We start from the raw sequence: 16,554 nt of genomic DNA on the forward strand, positions 1-16,554 counted from the left end.
CACCAGGGGCCCGCTGTTGCGAGTGCCCCTTGACGAGCCGGCGGACGGCGGGCTAGCGGGTGGAGCGGTGCAGGCGTCGGCGTACACCGGAGACGACGCGGCGCACCGCCGCGGAGGGCTGGCGCAGCCGGCCGCGAGAGCGATGCCGGCGACGAGCCGCCCGCAGGATGCTCGCCCAACGGCGCCGGATGCGCGCGTCGCTGTACTCGGATGCGGTCGCTCGGGCGTTCTCCCGCATCGCGGCCCGCCGGGCGGGGTCGAGCTCGGCCGCGGCTCGCACGGCGTCCGCGAGGGCGCCGACGTCGCCGTCCGCGACGAGCCATCCGTTCTCGCCGTGGCGGATCAGCTCGGCCGGTCCGTAGGCGATGTCGTAGGCGATGGGGAGGCAGCCCGCGGCCATCGCCTCGAGGAGGACCAGACCGAACGCCTCCGATCTGCTCGTGAGCAGGAGGACGCTGGCGGTGGCCATGGCCGCTGCCGGCTCATCGGTGTGCCCGTGGAAGCGGATCGCGTCGTCGTCCTCGGCGAGGACGGCGAGCTCGGCGGCGCGAGAACCCGTGCCGTAGATGTCGAGGGGGACGCGCGGTCCGTCATCGCTGTGCACGAGGCGCATGGCCGCGACGGCATCCTCCACCCGCTTGATCGCTTCGAGCCGGGCGATGACGACGGCGCCGGTTCGTGCGGCCTCCGTCGGCAGGGTCGCGGCGTCGATGAGCGAGACCGGGTGGGCGACGCTCGTCAGGAACGGACGCGGCCCCACGATCGCCCTCACGTCGGCGGCCTGGGCGTCGGTGGCGAATGCGACGGCGTCGAAATCGGTCAGTCGCGAGAACACCGCCTGGCGCGATGCTCGCACCGAGCCCGGTTTCGGCCCCCGGTGCGAGCCATGGATGACGTGCACGGTCGTGACCCGGCGTCGCCGGTATCCCGCCGCGAAGGGCGCAACGGTTTTGCTGTCGACGATGAGGAACGCCTCGCCCTCGCCCGCGAGGTGGTCGAGCCAGTCGGCGTAGAAGTCGTAGCGTCGGCGCCAGGCGCGGACTGGTCGGCCGTCGGCGTCGCGGGCCAGGAGGAGGCGGCCCCGGGCGCCGACCCGTCGTTCCGACAGCGCGATCGTGCCATCGGGGCGGAGGTGGTCGATGTCCACCGGCTTGCCGTCCACGCCGAGCCGCAGGCGGCGGAGGATGACGTCGTTCGCCTCATCGATGATGACGCCGTCGTCCGCGGGATCGAGCGCGGGCGGTGCGTCGGGGAGCCCCGTGCCGGGATGCACGCCGCCGGTCCGTAGCCAGTCGTAGAGGTTGCGAATCGTCACGGGCGTCGTGGCGTCGGGGTCGGTGACCGGCGGCAGGGGGAACGCGCGGTCGTCGAGGGTGAGCACGTCGACCGGAGTTCCGGCCTCGGCGAAGAGGCGGCTGCGATCGAGCAGGGCGGTGGTCATGCCCCCGTAGGGAACGGCGATGCCCCAGGTCAGTGCGAGGTGACGCCCGGGAGGAAGGTCGGAGCCGGCCACGTCGACGTCACCGGGGGCCGGGACGCACGGACACGTCCGGGACCAGGGCGTCTCGTGGCAGGTCGAGGGCGGCGAGCACGGTCGTCGCGACCGACTCGGGATCGATGAAGGCGGCGGGGTCGTAGTCGCGGCCCTCCTGGCGGTGCACCTCCGCCTGCATCGGCGTGGCGGTCCGCCCCGGGTAGACCGTCGTCACGCGGACGCCGTGGGCGGCCTCCTCGCCGCGCAGCGCGTCGGCGAGGGCCTTGAGTCCGTGCTTCGACGCGGCGTAGGCGCTCCACGCCGGGTGCGCCGTGAGGCCGGCGCCGGAGTTGACGAACAGGATCTGACCGCGCGCGGCCCGTACCGCCGGCAGAGCGAGGCGGGTGAGTTCGGCTGCCGCGATGAGGTTGACGGTGAGCTGATCGGTCCATGCGGCGACGGGCAGCTCGGCAACAGGACCCAGCTCGACGACGCCCGCGCCGTGGATGACGGTGTCGATCGCCTCCGGCAGCCGGTCCGCGAGCGCGCCGGCGAGTGCCGCGGGCTCGCGCAGGTCCGCGGCGACGCCGACGGCGTTCGGGAAGAGCCCCGCGAGCTCGGCCGCGCGGGCCTCGTTCCGGCCGACGAGCAGGAGCCGGTCGCCCCGGTCGGCGAGTCGGCGGGCGATCGCGAGTCCGATACCCGAGCCCGAGCCCGTGATGAGATGCGTCTGCGTCATGCACCCATCGTCGCATCCGCGCGACGGCCCCGCCGTGCTCGTTTGCGTGCCGCCGTGGAACGTGCGACGATCATCTCGGACATGTGACTGGTCATGCAGGCAGGATCCGAACGTACGTGCATCGCACGGCGGTCGGGTCCTTTTTTTATTGCCTCCGACCGGGGCCGGAGCGGAGCCGCTCCGGCGGTACGGTCCGGGATTCCACAGGAGGAAAACGAAGATGACCACCACGAAGGACGCCGCGGGCGCGATCCTCGAGCACGTCGGCGGACCCGAGAACATCGCCGCCCTGCAGCACTGCTCGACGCGGCTCCGATTCAATCTCGTCGACGACGCCCGCGCCGATGAGGCGGCTCTGAAGGCGGTGCCCGGCGTCATCGGCGTCGTGCGCGGTCCGCAGACCCAGATCATCGTCGGGTCGAAGGTGGGCGACTACTTCACCGAGATCGAGAAGCTGCGCGGCGGGCGTGCGGCGGCACGTGCGGCGGGGGAGACCCGTCCGAAGCTGACATGGAAGCGCGCGGGCTCGGCGATCATGGACTTCGTCGTCGCGGTGTTCACCCCGATCATCCCGGCCATCGCCGGCGCGGGCATCTTCAAGTCGTTCCTGATCCTCGCCTCGGCGCTCGGGTGGATGCAGACGACCGACCCCAGCTACCAGGTGCTCTCGGCGATCCCCGACGCGGTGTTCTTCTTCCTGCCGCTGCTGGTGACCTACACCGCCGCGAAGAAGCTGGGCGTCAACATCCCGCTGGCTCTCGGCATCGTCGGGCTCTTGGTGTTCCCGACGTTCTCCGGTCTGCTGACGCAGGAGGGCGGTGTCGCGCTCTTCGGCCTCGCCATCCCCGCGATCTCCTACAACGCCCAGGTCTTCCCGCCGATCCTCGCGGTGCTGCTGCTGTGGCCCGTCGAGAAGCTGGCGACGAAGATCACGCCCGGGCCCATCCGAACCTTCTTCGTGCCGCTGCTGTGCTTCATCGTGGTCTCGCCGATCATGATCTTCGCCCTCGGGCCCCTCGGTTACGGCCTCGGATCGCTGCTCACCGGCGGCATGCTCTGGCTGTACGGCACGCTCGGCTGGGTCGCTATCGCGCTGCTGGCAGCCGTGCTCCCCTTCATCATCTCGGTGGGCATGCACAAGGCGTTCATCCCGCCCACGATCGCCACGGTCGCACAGCAGGGGCGTGACCCCTTCTACCTCGTGGCCTCGCTCGCCCACAACATCGCCGAATCGGGCTCGAGCCTGGCCGTCGCTATCCGCACCCGCAACAAGACTCTGCGCGGCACGGCCATCTCGTCGGGCATCTCCGCGTTCTTCGGCATCACCGAGCCCGCGCTCTACGGCGTGACGCTGCAGAACCGCCGTGCGCTGTTCGCGGTGATCGCCGGCTCGCTGACCGGCGGCGTCTACCTGGGCATCGCCGCCGTGGGCGCCTTCGCGCTCGTCAGCCCGGGGGCTGCGAGCATCTCGATGTTCATCGACGTGCTCAACCCGTGGAACCTCATCCATGCCGTCATCGGGGCGCTCGTCGCCTTCGCGACCGCCTTCGTCGTCGCGCTCGTCATCTGGAAGGACTCCGACTCGGGCACGATCCGCGCCCTCGAGGCTCAGACCGGCCCGGCGGGCGGGATCGCGCCCGACCCGGTCGGCGACGGCCGCCTCGTCGCCCCCGTCGCGGGCGAGGTCGTCCCGCTCGACCGCGTCGACGACCCGGTCTTCGGCGGCGGCATCCTCGGCGACGGCGTCGCGATCCGCCCCAGTGCGGGCGCCGTGTACGCGCCGCTGTCGGGAGTGGTCTCGAGCCTGCTGCCCTCGAAGCACGCCTTCGGCATCACCGGCGACGACGGCGTCGAGATCCTCGTCCACGTCGGGCTCGACACGGTCAAGCTCGACGGAGCTCCCTTCGTCGCCCACGTCGCGCAGGGCGATCGCGTCGAACGCGGGCAGCTGATCCTCGAGGCCGACCTCGAGGCGATCCACCTCGCCGGCTTCGACACGATCACCCCGGTCGTCGTCCTCAACGGCGACGCGTTCGAGGTCGTCGAAGCCCTCACCGGGCCCGTCGAGGCGGGCACCGGCATCTTCACCGCTCGTACCAAGGAGGCCGCTCGTGGCACTGTCTGATTCGTTCCTGTGGGGCGGCGCGCTCGCCGCCAATCAAGCCGAGGGCGCGTGGCGCGAGGGCGGCCGCGGTCCGGCCGTCTCGGACATCGCGAAGTATCGTCCGAATGTCGACCCCCGCGAATACGCGATCCATCACGCGCACACGGTCGAGAGCATCACCGCCGCCATGGCCGATGACGACGAGACGTATTACCCCAAGCGCCGCGGCATCGACTTCTACCACCGGTATCCCGAGGATCTCGCCCTGTTCGCCGAGATGGGGTTCACGGTGCTGCGCGTGTCGATCGCGTGGACGCGGCTGTACCCGACGGGGGAGGAGACGGAACCGAACGAGGAGGGCATCGCCTTCTACGAGGGGCTGTTCACCGAGATGCGGCGGCTGGGCATCGAACCGCTCGTCACGCTCTCGCACTACGACCCGCCGCTCGCCCTCGCCCTGAAGAACAACTGCTGGGTCGATCGCGGCACGATCGCCCTGTTCGAGCGCTTCGCCCGCACGTGCTTCGAGCGCTTCGGGCACCTGGTCAAGCTGTGGCTGTCATTCAACGAGATCGACGGCATCGTGCGGCATCCGCTCACTTCGGGCGGCATCATCGAGGAGACCGTCGAAGGCAGCATCCTGCAGGCCTGCTACACCGCCCTCCATCACCAGTTCGTGGCCTCGGCCTCGGTGACGCGGATGCTGCACGAGATGTGGCCCGAGTCGCAGATGGGCTGCATGCTGACCATGCTGAAGACCTACCCGCTGACGTGCCACCCCGACGACATCGCCGCGACCCAGGCGAAGGACCGGCTGCTCTACCTCTGCACGGATGTCCAGGCCGGCGGCGCCTACCCCCGCCTCGCCCTGAACGCGCTCGCGCGACAGGGCGTCGAGATCCCGTTCGCCGAGGGGGATGCCGAGCTGCTGCGCGAGCACCCCGTCGATTTCATCTCGCTGTCGTATTACATGACCCTCGCCGAGTCCGTCGACCCGGATGCCGAGCGGACCCCGGGGAACACGGTGCTCGGAGTCAAGAACCCCTACCTCGAGTCCAGCGAGTGGGGCTGGCAGATCGACCCGGTCGGGCTGCGGATCTCGCTCATCGATCTGTACGACCGCTACGGCAAGCCGCTGTTCATCGTCGAGAACGGGCTGGGCATGCGCGATGAGCTGACCGCCGACGGGCGCATCCACGACCCGTACCGCATCGGCTACTTCCGGGCGCACTTCCGCGAGATGATCCGGGCCGTCGACGAGGGTGTCGAGCTCATGGGCTACACCAGCTGGGCGCCGATCGACATCATTAGTGCGTCGTCGTCGCAGATCTCGAAGCGATACGGTTTCATTCACGTCGACCTCGACGATCTTGGTCAGGGCAGCGGTGAGCGTCGGCGCAAGGATTCGTTCTGGTGGTACCAGCGGGTGATCGCCACGAACGGCGCAGATCTCGGGTGACCCTCCTGCTCCACGAGCGTGAGGCCGGGTCGATGAGGACGGGCATGCAGATCATCAAGAAGGTGCTCAACTCGAGCGTCGTGCTCGTCGATGACGAGCGCGGCGTCGAGCGGGTGCTGCTGGGCAAGGGCATCGGATTCGGTGCCAAACCCGGCGACGTCGTAGACGAGGGCGCGACCGACCGGGTGTTCGTCGCGCTCGACGACGCCGATCAGCGGAACCTCGTCGAGCTGCTCGCGCAGATCCCGGGTGAGTTCGTCGAGCTCACCCGGGAGATCGTCCGTGACGCCGTGGCCTCGGGGCTCGATCTCGACCCGCACATCTACCTCACGCTGACCGACCACCTCCACTTCGCCGTCGAGCGTCACCGTCGCGGTCTCGTCGTCGTGAACCGGCTCGCATGGGAACTGCGCACCGTCTACCCCGACGAGTACGCTGTCGGCTCCCGCGGTGTCGAGCTGCTGCGGGCGCGCATGCGCGTGGATGTGCCGGACGAAGAGGCCGCCAACATCGCGTTCCACCTCGCGAACGCCGCCAACGGGCGGGCCGGTGCCGACACGATGCATGTCGTACGGCTCATCTCGGCGGCGACCACGATCGTGTCGAACACCACGGGGATCGCCTTCGGCGACGACCTGCATTCGTCGCGTTTCCTCGTGCACCTGCAGTTCTTCGCCGAGCGGGTGTTCTCGGGGCGCATGCTCGACAGCGACGACGGCTTCCTGTTCGCGAGCATGAGCCGGCGGCATCCTCGGGCGACGGCGACGGCCGAACGCGTGCGTGCGCTCGTGCGGACGCAGCACGACATCGAGATCACCGACGAGGAGGTCGCCTACCTCGCTCTCCACATCGCACGCGCCGTGCCGGGGTGATCCCGCGTCAGTATCCGGCGCGGGTGGTGCGGTCGGCCTCGGGCACCCAGGCCGCCGCGAGCGCTTCCGAGCCGCGGGCCAGCAGCGCGACGTCGGCGCCGACGAGCAGGAAGTCCGCCCCGGCCTCGGCGTAGCCACGCGCGAGCGCGGGGTCGAAGGCGTTCACGCCCGCCGGTGTGCCGGCGGACCGGGCGTCGGCGAAGACGCGACGGACGGCGGCGACCACGTCGGGGTGGGACTGCTGTCCGAGCAGCCCCATCGAGGCGGCGAGATCGCTCGGGCCGACGAACACGCCGTCGATCCCGTCGACCGCAGCGATGCCCGCGGCGGCGTCGACCCCCGTGGCGGTCTCGATCTGCACGACGAGCGACACGTGCTGCTCGGCCTCGGCCAGGTAGTCGTCGACGCGGTTCCAGCGGGCCGAACGGGCGAGGGCGGAACCGACGCCCCGGATGCCGCGGGGAGGATAGTGCACCGCGCGCACGACCGCCTCGGCCTCGGCGACCGACGACACCATCGGCACGAGCAGGTTCTGCGCACCGAGGTCGAGCACCTGCTTGATCACGACGGGGTCGGCGGTCGGAACCCGCACCATCGTCGTGACCGGTGTCGCGGCGGCGGCCTGCAACTGGGCGAGCACGGACTCGATTCCGTTGGGAGAGTGCTCCATGTCGATGAGCAGCCAGTCGAGTCCGGCGCCGGCGCAGATCTCGGCGACCAGCGGCGACCCGGAGCACACCCAGATCCCCGCGAGCGGGCGGTCCGCGCGACCGAGGGCGTCGCGGAAGGTCGGTGTCAGACGAAACGGCATGCGATCACTCCCATCGGGCCATAGTCGCAGCGGACCTCGTCGCCGCGCGACACCCACATCGGCCGCGTGAACGACCCGGCGAGGATCAGCTCACCCGCCTCCAGGCGCGCGCCGTGCTGCGACACCTTGTTGGCGAGCCAGGCGACCCCCGTCGCGGGATGGCCGAGGACACCCGCCGCCACCCCGGTCTCCTCGATCTCGCCGTTGCGCGAGAGCAGCGCCGGCACCCACCGCAGGTCGATCTCGTCGGGACGTCGCCGCTCGGCGCCGAGCACCATCGCACCGTAAGCGGCGTTGTCGGCGATCGTGTCGACGATCGTGCGCCCCTCGAGCTCGATGTGCGAGTTGAGGATCTCGAGGGCCGGGACGGCATAGTCGATCGCGTCGAGCGCGTCGTCGAGCGTGCAGTCCGGCCCGGCGAGGGGACGGGCGAGCGCGAAGGCGAGCTCGACCTCGACGCGCACGTTCGAGAACCGCTCGGTGGCGATCTCGGCGCCCGAGCCGTAGACCGTGTCGTCGAACATGACGCCGTAGTCGGGCTCGGTGATCCCGGTCGCCTGCTGCATCGCTTTCGAGGTCAGACCGATCTTGCGTCCCACGAGCCGGCGGCCCGAGGCGATCATCCGGTCGCGCCACACGCCCTGGATGGCGTACGAGTCCTCGACAGTGGCGCCGGGGTACCGCGCCGTGATGCGCGGGATGACGCTGTGCGTGCGATCGGCCTCGGCCAGGTCGTCCGCGATAGCGGCGATGTCGTCGGGGGAGAGCATGAGCGTCCTCTCAGAGCTGGTTGCAGATCAGAGCTGGTTGCCGAGCTTGTACTCGCCCTGTTTGTACTCGGGCAGCCCGTCGTCGCCCGGCCGGGTGTACGAGAACCCGTCCGCGCCGATCGTGACGGCCATCTCGGAGTCGTCGGTGCGGGCGCGCAGCGGCTGGGGTTCTCCGTCGAGGTCGAGGACGAGGGATGCCTCGGTGTACCAGGAGGGCACGACGGGGTTGCCCCACCAGTCCCGGCGCTGGTTGTCGTGCACGTCCCACGTGACGACGGGATTGTCGGGGTCGCCGGTGTAGTAGTCCTGCGTGTAGATCTCGACGCGGTGTCCGTCGGGGTCGCGCAGGTAGAGATAGAACGCGTTCGAGACGCCGTGGCGCCCCGGCCCCCGCTCGATCGCGTCCGATCGGCGGAGCGCGCCGAGCTTGTCGCAGATCGCGAGGATGTTGTGCTTCTCGTGCGTCGCGAAGGCCACGTGGTGCATTCGGGGGCCGTCACCGCCGGTCATCGCGGTGTCGTGGACGGTCGGTTTCCGCCGCATCCATGCCGCGTACACCGTGCCCGCGTCATCCTGGATGTCCTCGGTCACCCGGAACCCGAGCGTCTGCATGAACTGCACGGCGCGCGGGACGTCCGGGGTCACCTGGTTGAAGTGATCCAGACGCACGAGCTCGCCGGGCGTGTGGAGGTCGTAGCGCCACGAGAGGCGCTCGACGTGCTCGGTCTGGAAGAAGAACTCGTACGGGAAGCCGAGCGGATCCTCGACGCGGACAGAGTCGCCGATGCCTCGCACGAACCCACCCGGCCGCCGCTCCACCCGGCAGCCCAGCTCGGTGTAGAACGCGACGGCGCGGTCGAGGTCGTCGGCCGACCGGACGCGGTACGAGAACGCCGCGACGGCGGCGACCGGTCCCTGACGCAGGATCAGGTTGTGGTGGATGAACTCCTCGGTCGAACGGAGGTAGACCGCCTTGTCGTCCTCCTCGGTGACGTAGAGCCCGAGCACGTCGACGTAGAACTCGCGTGAGGCGGCGAGGTCGGTGACGACCAGCTCCATGTACGCGCAGCGGAGGATGTCGGGCGCCGGCGCCGTCGGCGTCGGGATCGGGTCGTCGCAGGTGATCGGCGCCTCCTGGCTGACGAAGTAGCCCGAGGAGGTCCGGGTCATCTGGTCGCGGTGGGTCATGACAGCGTCCTTGCTCTCGATGTCGGGTGGGTCCGGCGGTTCCGGGCGGCGGGTCAGCTCTTGCCGAAAGTCGGGTTGTGGACCCCGCCGAGGGTGATGTGCACCGCTTGCTGGTGCGTGTAGAAGTCGATCGACCGGTAGCCGCCCTCGTGGCCGAGGCCGGACGCCTTGACCCCGCCGAACGGGGTGCGCAGGTCGCGCACGTTGTTGGAGTTGAGCCAGACCATCCCCGCCTCCACGGCCTGCGAGAAGTTGTGCGCCCGCTTCAGGTCGTTGGTCCAGACGTAGGCGGCGAGCCCGTATTTCGTGTCGTTGGCGAGGTCCAGCGCCTCGGCATCCGTGTCGAACGGGGTGATCGCGACGACCGGGCCGAAGATCTCCTCCTGGAAGATCCGCGCCGTCGGAGCGACGTCGGCGAACACGGTCGGGGCGACGAAGGTGCCGCTCTCGAACCCCTCGGGGCGGCCGCCGCCGGCGACGATGCGGCCCTCGCTCTTTCCGAGCTCGACGTACGACATGACCTTCTCGAAGTGCTCGGGATGCACGAGCGCGCCCACCTCGGTCGCCGGGTCGTGGGGGAAGCCGACTCGCACCCGCTGGGCCTGCGCGGCGTAGCGTTCGACGAACTCGTCGTACACCGCGCGCTCGACGAGGATGCGGCTGCCGGCCGTGCAGCGCTCGCCGTTGAGAGAGAACACACCGAAGATCGTGGCGTCGATCGCCGCGTCGAGATCCGCGTCGGCGAAGACGATCGCCGGGCTCTTCCCGCCGAGCTCCATCGACAGCCCCTTGAGGTGCGGCGCCGCGTTGGCGAAGATCAGCTGCCCCGTCGAGCTCTCGCCCGTGAACGAGATGAGCGGCACGTCGGGGTGCTTCACGAGCGCGTCGCCCGCGTCCTCGCCGAGGCCGTTGACCAGGTTGAAGACCCCCGGCGGCAGTCCGGCCTCCTCGAAGATGCCCGCCCACAGCGACGCGGACAGGGGCGTGAACTCGGCGGGCTTCAGCACGACCGTGTTGCCGGTGGCGAGCGCCGGGGCGAGCTTCCACGACTCGAGCATGAACGGGGTGTTCCACGGAGTGATGAGCCCGGCGACGCCGATGGGCTTGCGGTTGACGTAGTTGATCTGACGGCCGGGCACCTTGTAGGTGTCGTCGGCCTGGGCGACGATCAGGTCGGCGAAGAACCGGAAGTTCTCGGCGGCCCGCCGGGCCTGGCCGAGCGCCTGCGTGATGGGGAGTCCGGAGTCGAACGACTCGAGCTCGGCGAGGCGGGCGTCGCGAGACTCGACCAGGTCGGCGATGCGGTGCAGCACGCGCGAGCGCTCGCGCGGGAGCATCCGCGGCCACGGCCCCTCGGTGAACGCGCGGCGGGCTGCCGCGACGGCCGCGTCGACGTCGGCCTTCTTGCCGGCTGCCGCCTGCAGGTACACGCGTCCGGTGACGGGGTCGAGCACGTCGAACGTCGCGCCGTCGACCGAGTCGACGAGCGACCCGTCGATGTAGTGGCGGATGGCGCCGGGCAGGTCCGCGGGCGTGTGGGGGGCGGTGAGCGTCGTGTCGGTCATCTCGTGCGTCCTTGCAGCAGGGGGCGGTCAGAAGTTGGGCAGACCGAGCGCCTGATCGGGGTGCTCGTGCGTCATGTAGGCGTCGAGGGTGGCCGAGCGGTGGCGCCGCGCGGCGTGCTCGATCTCGGTGAGGGGCGCCCCTCGTTCGATCAGCGCCAGGATGTGCTCGTGCTCCCGCACCGACTCCTGCGCGCGGCCCGGGACGAAGCTGAAGGTCGAGTCGCGCAGGTGTCCGAGCCGTGCCCATTCGGCCTGCACGAGTTCGAGCATTCGAGGGTTGGCGCACTGCTCGAACAGCGTCGCGTGGAACTCCTGGTTCAACCGGGTGAACGAGCGCGGATCGAAGTGATCGAGAGACTCGGTCATCAGCGCGTTGATCTCGCGCGCACGCCGGATGTCGTCGACGCTCAGCGCACGCGCGGCGAGCGCCGTCGCGGCGCCCTCGAGGATCGACAGCGCCTGCATGCTGAAGCGGTACTGCGAGTCGTCGACCATCGCCACGCGGGCACCGATGTTGCGCTCGAAGGTGACGAGGCCCTCGGCCTCGAGCTGACGGATCGCCTCGCGCACCGGGACGACGCTCATGTCGAGGTCGCCGGCGATCGTCCCCAGCACGAGCCGGTAGCCGGGGGTGAACTCCTGCTCGGCGATGCGCTCGCGGATCCAGTGGTACGCGCGCTGCGATTTGCTCTGCGTCCCGGCCTCGGGAGGCGTCGGCGACATCATGCGCCGCGCTCGCCGTCGTACCGGGCGCGCCAGGCCGCGTTCATCGGGAACAGCCCGTCGACCGAGGCGCCTTCCGCGACGCGCGCGGCGATCCAGGCGTCCTCGTCCTCCTGTGCGAGGGCAGCATCGACGACCTCGGCCACGAGAGAAGGCGGAATGACGATCACGCCGTCGGCGTCGCCCACGATGACGTCCCCGGGCTGGACGGTCGCGCCGCCGCAGGCGATGGTCCCGCCCGCCTCCCACGGGACGTGCTTGCGCCCGAGGACGGCCGGATGCGCGCCCGCGGTGTAGACGGGGAGCCCGATCTCGGCGACGGCGGCGTAGTCGCGCACGCCGCCGTCAGTGACGACGCCGGCGGCTCCCCGGGTCCGGGCGCGGAGGGCCAGGATGTCGCCGAGCGTGCCCGATCCGGTCTCGCCGCGCGCCTCGATGACGATGACCTCGCCGGGCGAGACCGCGTCGAACACCTGCTTCTGCGCGTTGAAGCCGCCGCCGTGCCGGGCGAAGAGGTCGGGGCGGAACGGCACGAACCGCAGCGTGGCGGCCGTTCCGACGAGCTTGCTGGCGGGGTGCATCGGCCGCACGCCGTCGATCGTCACGTCGTCGAGCCCGCGCTTGCGCAGCTGCTGCGACAGTGCCGCGACGGGCACGCGCTCGAGCTTGGCCCGGAGATCGTCGGTGAGGCCGGATGCCGGCTCGTCCGGCAGCCCGGCAGCTTCGCGCGATCCCCAGGCCTCCTCGCGCTGGATGTCGTCGACCGTGGGAAGCGAGCCGAGCGCGGGATCGAACGCGGCGCCCTCGTCGGCGACGACGGTCGTCACGAGTCGTCCCGACGTGGCGCCGGTGTCGAGCGCGTCGACCTCGATCTCGACGACGTCGCCGGGGACGATGACCGACGATCCGGCCGGCGTGCCGGTCAGGATGACGTCGCCGGTCTCGAGGGTCAGGTGCTGCGAGAGGTCGGCGACGATCTGCGCCAGCGGGAACAGCAGGCCGCCGGTGGTGTCGTCCTGCACGAGGTCGCCGTTGACCCAGGCGCGGACGCGGAGACGGTGCGGGTCGACGGTCCGGGCGTCGATGAGGTCGGGGCCGAGGGGAGTGAAGCCGTCGCGGCTCTTCGCGCGGAGGTTCGATCCCTTGTCGGCGGCGCGCAGGTCGTAGACGCCGAGGTCGTTGGCCGCGGTGACGGCGGCGACGTGGTCCCAGGCCTCGGCGAGGCCGACCCGGTGCGCGTCGCTCCCGATGACGAGCGCGATCTCGCCCTCGAACGCCAGCAGCTCGGTACCCGCCGGGCGTTCGACCGTGTCGCCGCTCCCGGCGATCGAGCTCGACGCCTTCAGGAAGTACGAGGGGGCGGTGGGCGTGCGCCCGCGCTGCGCGGCCCGGGATGCATAGCTCAGGTGGACCGCGATGATCTTGCCCGGTCGACCGGAGCTTTCTCGCTCTTGTCTCATATTCGAAATCGTATATGATCATCGCCAGCAGAACAACGTCTGCAGACAACGTCGTCGACACCTCGGGAGCACGAAGTTGAGCACCCCCACATCCACCCCCGGTCCGGCCGCACGCAGCGGCTTCACCCCGACCGGGACCATCGCCACCGCCGCCGACCGCCGCCGCGTGGTCTTCGCCACCGTCGTCGGGACGACGGTGGAGTGGTACGACTTCTTCATCTACGCCACGGCGGTCGGGCTGGTCTTCGGCCAGCTCTTCTTCGCCCCGCTCGGCGCCAACAGCGCGCTGATCGGTTTCGCCACCGTCGGGGTGAGCTTCCTCTTCCGGCCCCTCGGCGCCTTCCTCGCCGGCCACCTCGGCGACCGGCTCGGGCGCAAGCTCGTCCTGATGTGGACGCTCATCCTCATGGGCGTCGCGACGGCACTGATCGGCCTGTTGCCCACGTACGAGACGATCGGCCTCGCCGCGCCGGTCATCCTCGTGCTGCTGCGCATCGTCCAGGGCATCTCGGCGGGCGGCGAATGGGGCGGTGCCGTGCTCATGGCCGTCGAGCACGCCCCGAAGACGCGCCGTGGCGCATTCGGCGCGTCGCCGCAGATCGGCGTGCCGCTCGGCCTTCTTCTCGCGTCCGGCGTGATGGCGCTCATGGCCATGATCGCTCCCGGCGAGGCGTTCCTGGCCTGGGGCTGGCGGGTCCCGTTCCTCCTGAGCGTCGTGCTCATCCTCGTCGGCTGGTACGTGCGTCGCCGCGTGGAGGAGAGCCCCGTGTTCACCGAGCTCGCCGAGCGGCGCGAGAAGGCCCACATGCCGATCGTGCAGCTCTTCCGCAAGCACGCCGCTCTCGTGATCATCGCCGCGTTCGTCTTCGCGGGGAACAACGCCGTCGGCTACATGACCACCGGCGGCTACATCCAGAACTACGCCACCAACCCGGAGGGACCCCTCGGTTTCGACCGCGAACCGGTCCTGTGGGCGGTCGCCGGCTCGGCGGTCACCTGGCTCGTCACGACGCTCATCGCCGGGTTCCTCTCCGACCGCATCGGGCGGCGCACGACCTACATCGCCGGCTGGATCCTCCAGCTCGCGGGCGTGTTCGCCCTCTTCCCGCTCGTGAACACCGGAAGCATCGGCCTCCTCTTCGCCGGGCTGGCGATCCTGACGATCGGCCTGGGCCTGACGTACGGCCCGCAGGCCGCCCTGTACGCCGAGCTCTTCCCGGCATCCATCCGGTTCTCGGGCGTCTCGATCTCCTACGCCATCGGCGCCATCCTCGGCGGGGCGTTCGCGCCGACGATCGCGACCGCGCTCGTGCAGGCGACGGGATCGACCATGTCGGTGACCTGGTACCTGGCGGGGATGACGGTGCTCGGGCTCGTCGCGACGCTGCTGCTGCGCGACCGCAGCGGCATTCCGCTCGACCCCGACCACGAGGCCGAGCAGTCGGTCAGCCCGATCGTCGGCACCGGCCGGCGCTGATCGCGGCGGCGAGGAGGGCACGATGCAGTTCCATCATCACGGCTACGTCTCGGGAGATCCGCGCGTGCAGCCCGCGGCCGGTCGCGGGCCGCGCCGCCCCGCCGAGCTGCCCGACGAGACCGACGTCCTCATCGTCGGCTCGGGACCGGCGGGGATGCTGCTGGCGGCGCAGCTGTCGCAGTTCCCCGACGTCGACGTGAGGTTGATCGAGCGCCGCGAGGGGCGTCTCGAGCTGGGGCAGGCAGACGGCATCCAGCCGCGCAGCGTCGAGACCTTCCAGGCGTTCGGGTTCGCCGAGCGCATCATGGCGGAGGCCTACAACATCGGCTGGATGAACTTCTGGGCACCCGACCCGGAGGATCCGACGCGCATCGTGCGCACCATGCGCACGGAGGACTATGCGCTGCGGATGAGCGAGTTCCCGCACCTGATCGTCAACCAGGCGCGCGTGCTCGACTACTTCGCCGAGGCCGCGGCGCAGGGGCCGGGGCGCGTCGTCCCCGACTACGGCGTCGAGTTCCTCGGGCTGACCGTTGGCGACGAGGGCGAGTTCCCCGTCGAGGTGCGGGTGCGTCATGTCGCGGGCGCTTGGGCGGGGGAGGAGCGCACGATCCGTGCGAAGTACGTCGCGGGGTGCGACGGCGCGCGTAGCCGCGTGCGCGACGCGATCGGCCGGGTCCACGTCGGAGCCGCCTCGGCGCACGCCTGGGGCGTCATGGACGTGCTGGTGAACACCGACTTCCCCGACTGGCGCATCAAGTGCGCGATCAACTCAGCGGCGGGCAACATCCTGCACATCCCGCGCGAGGGCGGCTACCTCAGCCGCATGTACATCGATCTCGGCGAGGTCGCCCCCGACGACGATCATCGCGTGCGGCAGACGCCGATCGACGAGATCATCCGGCGAGCCAACGCGATCCTGCACCCGTACTCGATCGACGTGAGAGAAGTCGCCTGGCACAGCGTCTACGAGGTGGGGCATCGCGTCACCGACGGCTTCGACGACGTGCCGGCGGCCGCCCCGCGCGCGCCGCGCGTGTTCCTGACCGGCGACGCCTGCCACACCCACAGCGCGAAAGCCGGCCAGGGGATGAACGTCTCGATGCAGGACGGCTTCAATCTCGGGTGGAAGCTCGGCCACGTCCTGACGGGTCTCGCGGCGCCGTCGCTCCTGTCGACGTACGGGGCGGAGCGGCGCCCCGTCGCGCAGCAGCTGATCGACTTCGACCGGGAATGGTCGGCCCTCATGGCGCGCAAGCCCGAGGAGATCACCGACCCGCAGGATCTCGCGACCCACTACCTCGCGACGGCGGAGTTCCCCTCCGGCTTCCGCACCCGGTACGACCCGTCGGAGATCGTCGCGGATGCCGCGCACCAGGTCCTCGCTTCGGGCTTCCCGATCGGCATGCGATTCGCGTCGGTCGAGGTCGCGCGCGTCGCCGACGGCAACGCCGTGCACCTGGGTCACCACGCCCGCGCCGACGGGCGGTGGCGCATCTACGCGTTCGCCGACGCCCCGTTGCCGGGCGCGCCGTCCGCGCTCGATGACTTCGCGCGGTGGCTCGCGTCGCCCGTGTCGCCGGTGTCCGTGCACACCCCCGCGGGCGCCGACGTCGACGCGGTGTTCGACGTCAAGGTGGTGTACCAGCAGCGGTACGACGAGATCGAGCTGCCGCTCGTGCCCGACATCTTCCGCCCCCGCACCGGCCCGCTCGGCCTGATGGACTGGGAGAAGGTGTTCGCCGCAGCGCCGAGCGCCTGGCACGATGCCGACATCTTCGACGAGCGCGGGCTCTCGCGCGACGGAGTCGTCGTCGTCGTCCGCCCCGACCAGTACGTCGCCGCCGTCCTGCCGCTGACCGCGACGGACGAGCTCGCCGCCTTCTTCGCGGGAGCCCTGCTGCGGGCCTAG

13 protein-coding genes are annotated in these 16,554 nt (G+C 70.5%); 5 read left to right on the top strand and 8 right to left on the bottom strand.

The window, feature by feature from the left end; all coding sequences use genetic code 11:
* Nucleotides 1-52 precede the first annotated feature (52 nt).
* Both O1W71_RS07470 and O1W71_RS07475 read right to left on the bottom strand, forming a co-directional pair.
* Nucleotides 53-1,513 (bottom strand): glycosyltransferase, encoded by a 1,461-nt coding sequence (locus tag O1W71_RS07470; protein ID WP_269267229.1) that lies wholly within the window; start codon nucleotides 1,511-1,513, stop codon nucleotides 53-55.
* A gap of 7 nt (nucleotides 1,514-1,520) precedes the next feature.
* Complete coding sequence (locus O1W71_RS07475; protein WP_269267231.1) at nucleotides 1,521-2,213, bottom strand: SDR family oxidoreductase; 693 nt, start codon at nucleotides 2,211-2,213, stop codon at nucleotides 1,521-1,523.
* Nucleotides 2,214-2,433: 220 nt separating this feature from the next.
* On the opposite strand from O1W71_RS07475, the gene O1W71_RS07480 reads away from it, so the two are divergent.
* Genes O1W71_RS07480 through O1W71_RS07490 form a run of 3 tightly spaced genes read left to right on the top strand, consistent with a single transcriptional unit; the run spans nucleotide 2,434 to nucleotide 6,648 of the window.
* Nucleotides 2,434-4,338 (top strand): beta-glucoside-specific PTS transporter subunit IIABC, encoded by a 1,905-nt coding sequence (locus tag O1W71_RS07480; protein WP_269267232.1) that lies wholly within the window; start codon nucleotides 2,434-2,436, stop codon nucleotides 4,336-4,338.
* Nucleotides 4,325-5,776: a family 1 glycosylhydrolase gene (locus tag O1W71_RS07485; RefSeq protein WP_269267233.1), complete on the top strand. Its 1,452-nt coding sequence runs from the start codon at nucleotides 4,325-4,327 to the stop codon at nucleotides 5,774-5,776. Before O1W71_RS07480 ends, O1W71_RS07485 begins: the two co-directional genes overlap by 14 nt.
* Before the next feature lie 44 nt (nucleotides 5,777-5,820).
* Complete coding sequence (locus O1W71_RS07490) at nucleotides 5,821-6,648, top strand: PRD domain-containing protein (RefSeq protein WP_269267234.1); 828 nt, start codon at nucleotides 5,821-5,823, stop codon at nucleotides 6,646-6,648.
* A 7-nt stretch (nucleotides 6,649-6,655) separates the two neighbouring features.
* On the opposite strand, the gene O1W71_RS07495 is transcribed toward O1W71_RS07490, so the two are convergent.
* The 6 genes from O1W71_RS07495 to O1W71_RS07520 are packed head-to-tail and all read right to left on the bottom strand — an operon-like array spanning nucleotide 6,656 to nucleotide 13,165.
* Nucleotides 6,656-7,459, bottom strand: coding sequence for an HpcH/HpaI aldolase family protein (locus tag O1W71_RS07495; protein ID WP_269267235.1), 804 nt, complete (start codon nucleotides 7,457-7,459; stop codon nucleotides 6,656-6,658).
* Nucleotides 7,444-8,229 (bottom strand): 2-keto-4-pentenoate hydratase, encoded by a 786-nt coding sequence (locus O1W71_RS07500; RefSeq protein WP_269267236.1) that lies wholly within the window; start codon nucleotides 8,227-8,229, stop codon nucleotides 7,444-7,446. The genes O1W71_RS07495 and O1W71_RS07500 overlap by 16 nt, the downstream gene beginning before the upstream one ends.
* A 27-nt stretch (nucleotides 8,230-8,256) precedes the next feature.
* Nucleotides 8,257-9,417, bottom strand: a complete 1,161-nt coding sequence (gene hpaD, locus O1W71_RS07505; RefSeq protein ID WP_269267237.1) for a 3,4-dihydroxyphenylacetate 2,3-dioxygenase — start codon at nucleotides 9,415-9,417, stop codon at nucleotides 8,257-8,259.
* A gap of 53 nt (nucleotides 9,418-9,470) precedes the next feature.
* Nucleotides 9,471-10,982: a 5-carboxymethyl-2-hydroxymuconate semialdehyde dehydrogenase gene (gene hpaE / locus O1W71_RS07510; protein ID WP_269267238.1), complete on the bottom strand. Its 1,512-nt coding sequence runs from the start codon at nucleotides 10,980-10,982 to the stop codon at nucleotides 9,471-9,473.
* A 27-nt stretch (nucleotides 10,983-11,009) separates the two neighbouring features.
* Nucleotides 11,010-11,705 (bottom strand): GntR family transcriptional regulator, encoded by a 696-nt coding sequence (locus tag O1W71_RS07515; protein ID WP_269267533.1) that lies wholly within the window; start codon nucleotides 11,703-11,705, stop codon nucleotides 11,010-11,012.
* Entirely contained in the window at nucleotides 11,705-13,165 is a 1,461-nt protein-coding gene (locus O1W71_RS07520) for a fumarylacetoacetate hydrolase family protein (RefSeq protein WP_269267239.1), read from the bottom strand. The genes O1W71_RS07515 and O1W71_RS07520 overlap by 1 nt, the downstream gene beginning before the upstream one ends.
* Before the next feature lie 76 nt (nucleotides 13,166-13,241).
* On the opposite strand from O1W71_RS07520, the gene O1W71_RS07525 reads away from it, so the two are divergent.
* Complete coding sequence (locus O1W71_RS07525; RefSeq protein ID WP_269267241.1) at nucleotides 13,242-14,642, top strand: MFS transporter; 1,401 nt, start codon at nucleotides 13,242-13,244, stop codon at nucleotides 14,640-14,642.
* Nucleotides 14,643-14,664: 22 nt separating this feature from the next.
* Nucleotides 14,665-16,554 (top strand): FAD-dependent monooxygenase, encoded by a 1,890-nt coding sequence (locus O1W71_RS07530; protein WP_269267242.1) that lies wholly within the window; start codon nucleotides 14,665-14,667, stop codon nucleotides 16,552-16,554.

The organism is Microbacterium sp. H37-C3, from assembly GCF_027157935.1.
Taxonomy (GTDB): domain Bacteria; phylum Actinomycetota; class Actinomycetes; order Actinomycetales; family Microbacteriaceae; genus Microbacterium; species Microbacterium plantarum.

Coding starts and splice junctions, on each gene's coding strand:
- O1W71_RS07475 (WP_269267231.1), bottom strand. CDS start 2,213: ATGACGCAGACGCATCTCATCACGGGCTCGGGCTCGGGTATCGGACTC.
- O1W71_RS07480 (WP_269267232.1), top strand. CDS start 2,434: ATGACCACCACGAAGGACGCCGCGGGCGCGATCCTCGAGCACGTCGGC.
- O1W71_RS07490 (WP_269267234.1), top strand. CDS start 5,821: ATGCAGATCATCAAGAAGGTGCTCAACTCGAGCGTCGTGCTCGTCGAT.
- O1W71_RS07495 (WP_269267235.1), bottom strand. CDS start 7,459: ATGCCGTTTCGTCTGACACCGACCTTCCGCGACGCCCTCGGTCGCGCG.
- O1W71_RS07500 (WP_269267236.1), bottom strand. CDS start 8,229: ATGCTCTCCCCCGACGACATCGCCGCTATCGCGGACGACCTGGCCGAG.
- hpaD (WP_269267237.1), bottom strand. CDS start 9,417: ATGACCCACCGCGACCAGATGACCCGGACCTCCTCGGGCTACTTCGTC.
- hpaE (WP_269267238.1), bottom strand. CDS start 10,982: ATGACCGACACGACGCTCACCGCCCCCCACACGCCCGCGGACCTGCCC.
- O1W71_RS07515 (WP_269267533.1), bottom strand. CDS start 11,705: ATGTCGCCGACGCCTCCCGAGGCCGGGACGCAGAGCAAATCGCAGCGC.
- O1W71_RS07520 (WP_269267239.1), bottom strand. CDS start 13,165: ATGAGACAAGAGCGAGAAAGCTCCGGTCGACCGGGCAAGATCATCGCG.
- O1W71_RS07530 (WP_269267242.1), top strand. CDS start 14,665: ATGCAGTTCCATCATCACGGCTACGTCTCGGGAGATCCGCGCGTGCAG.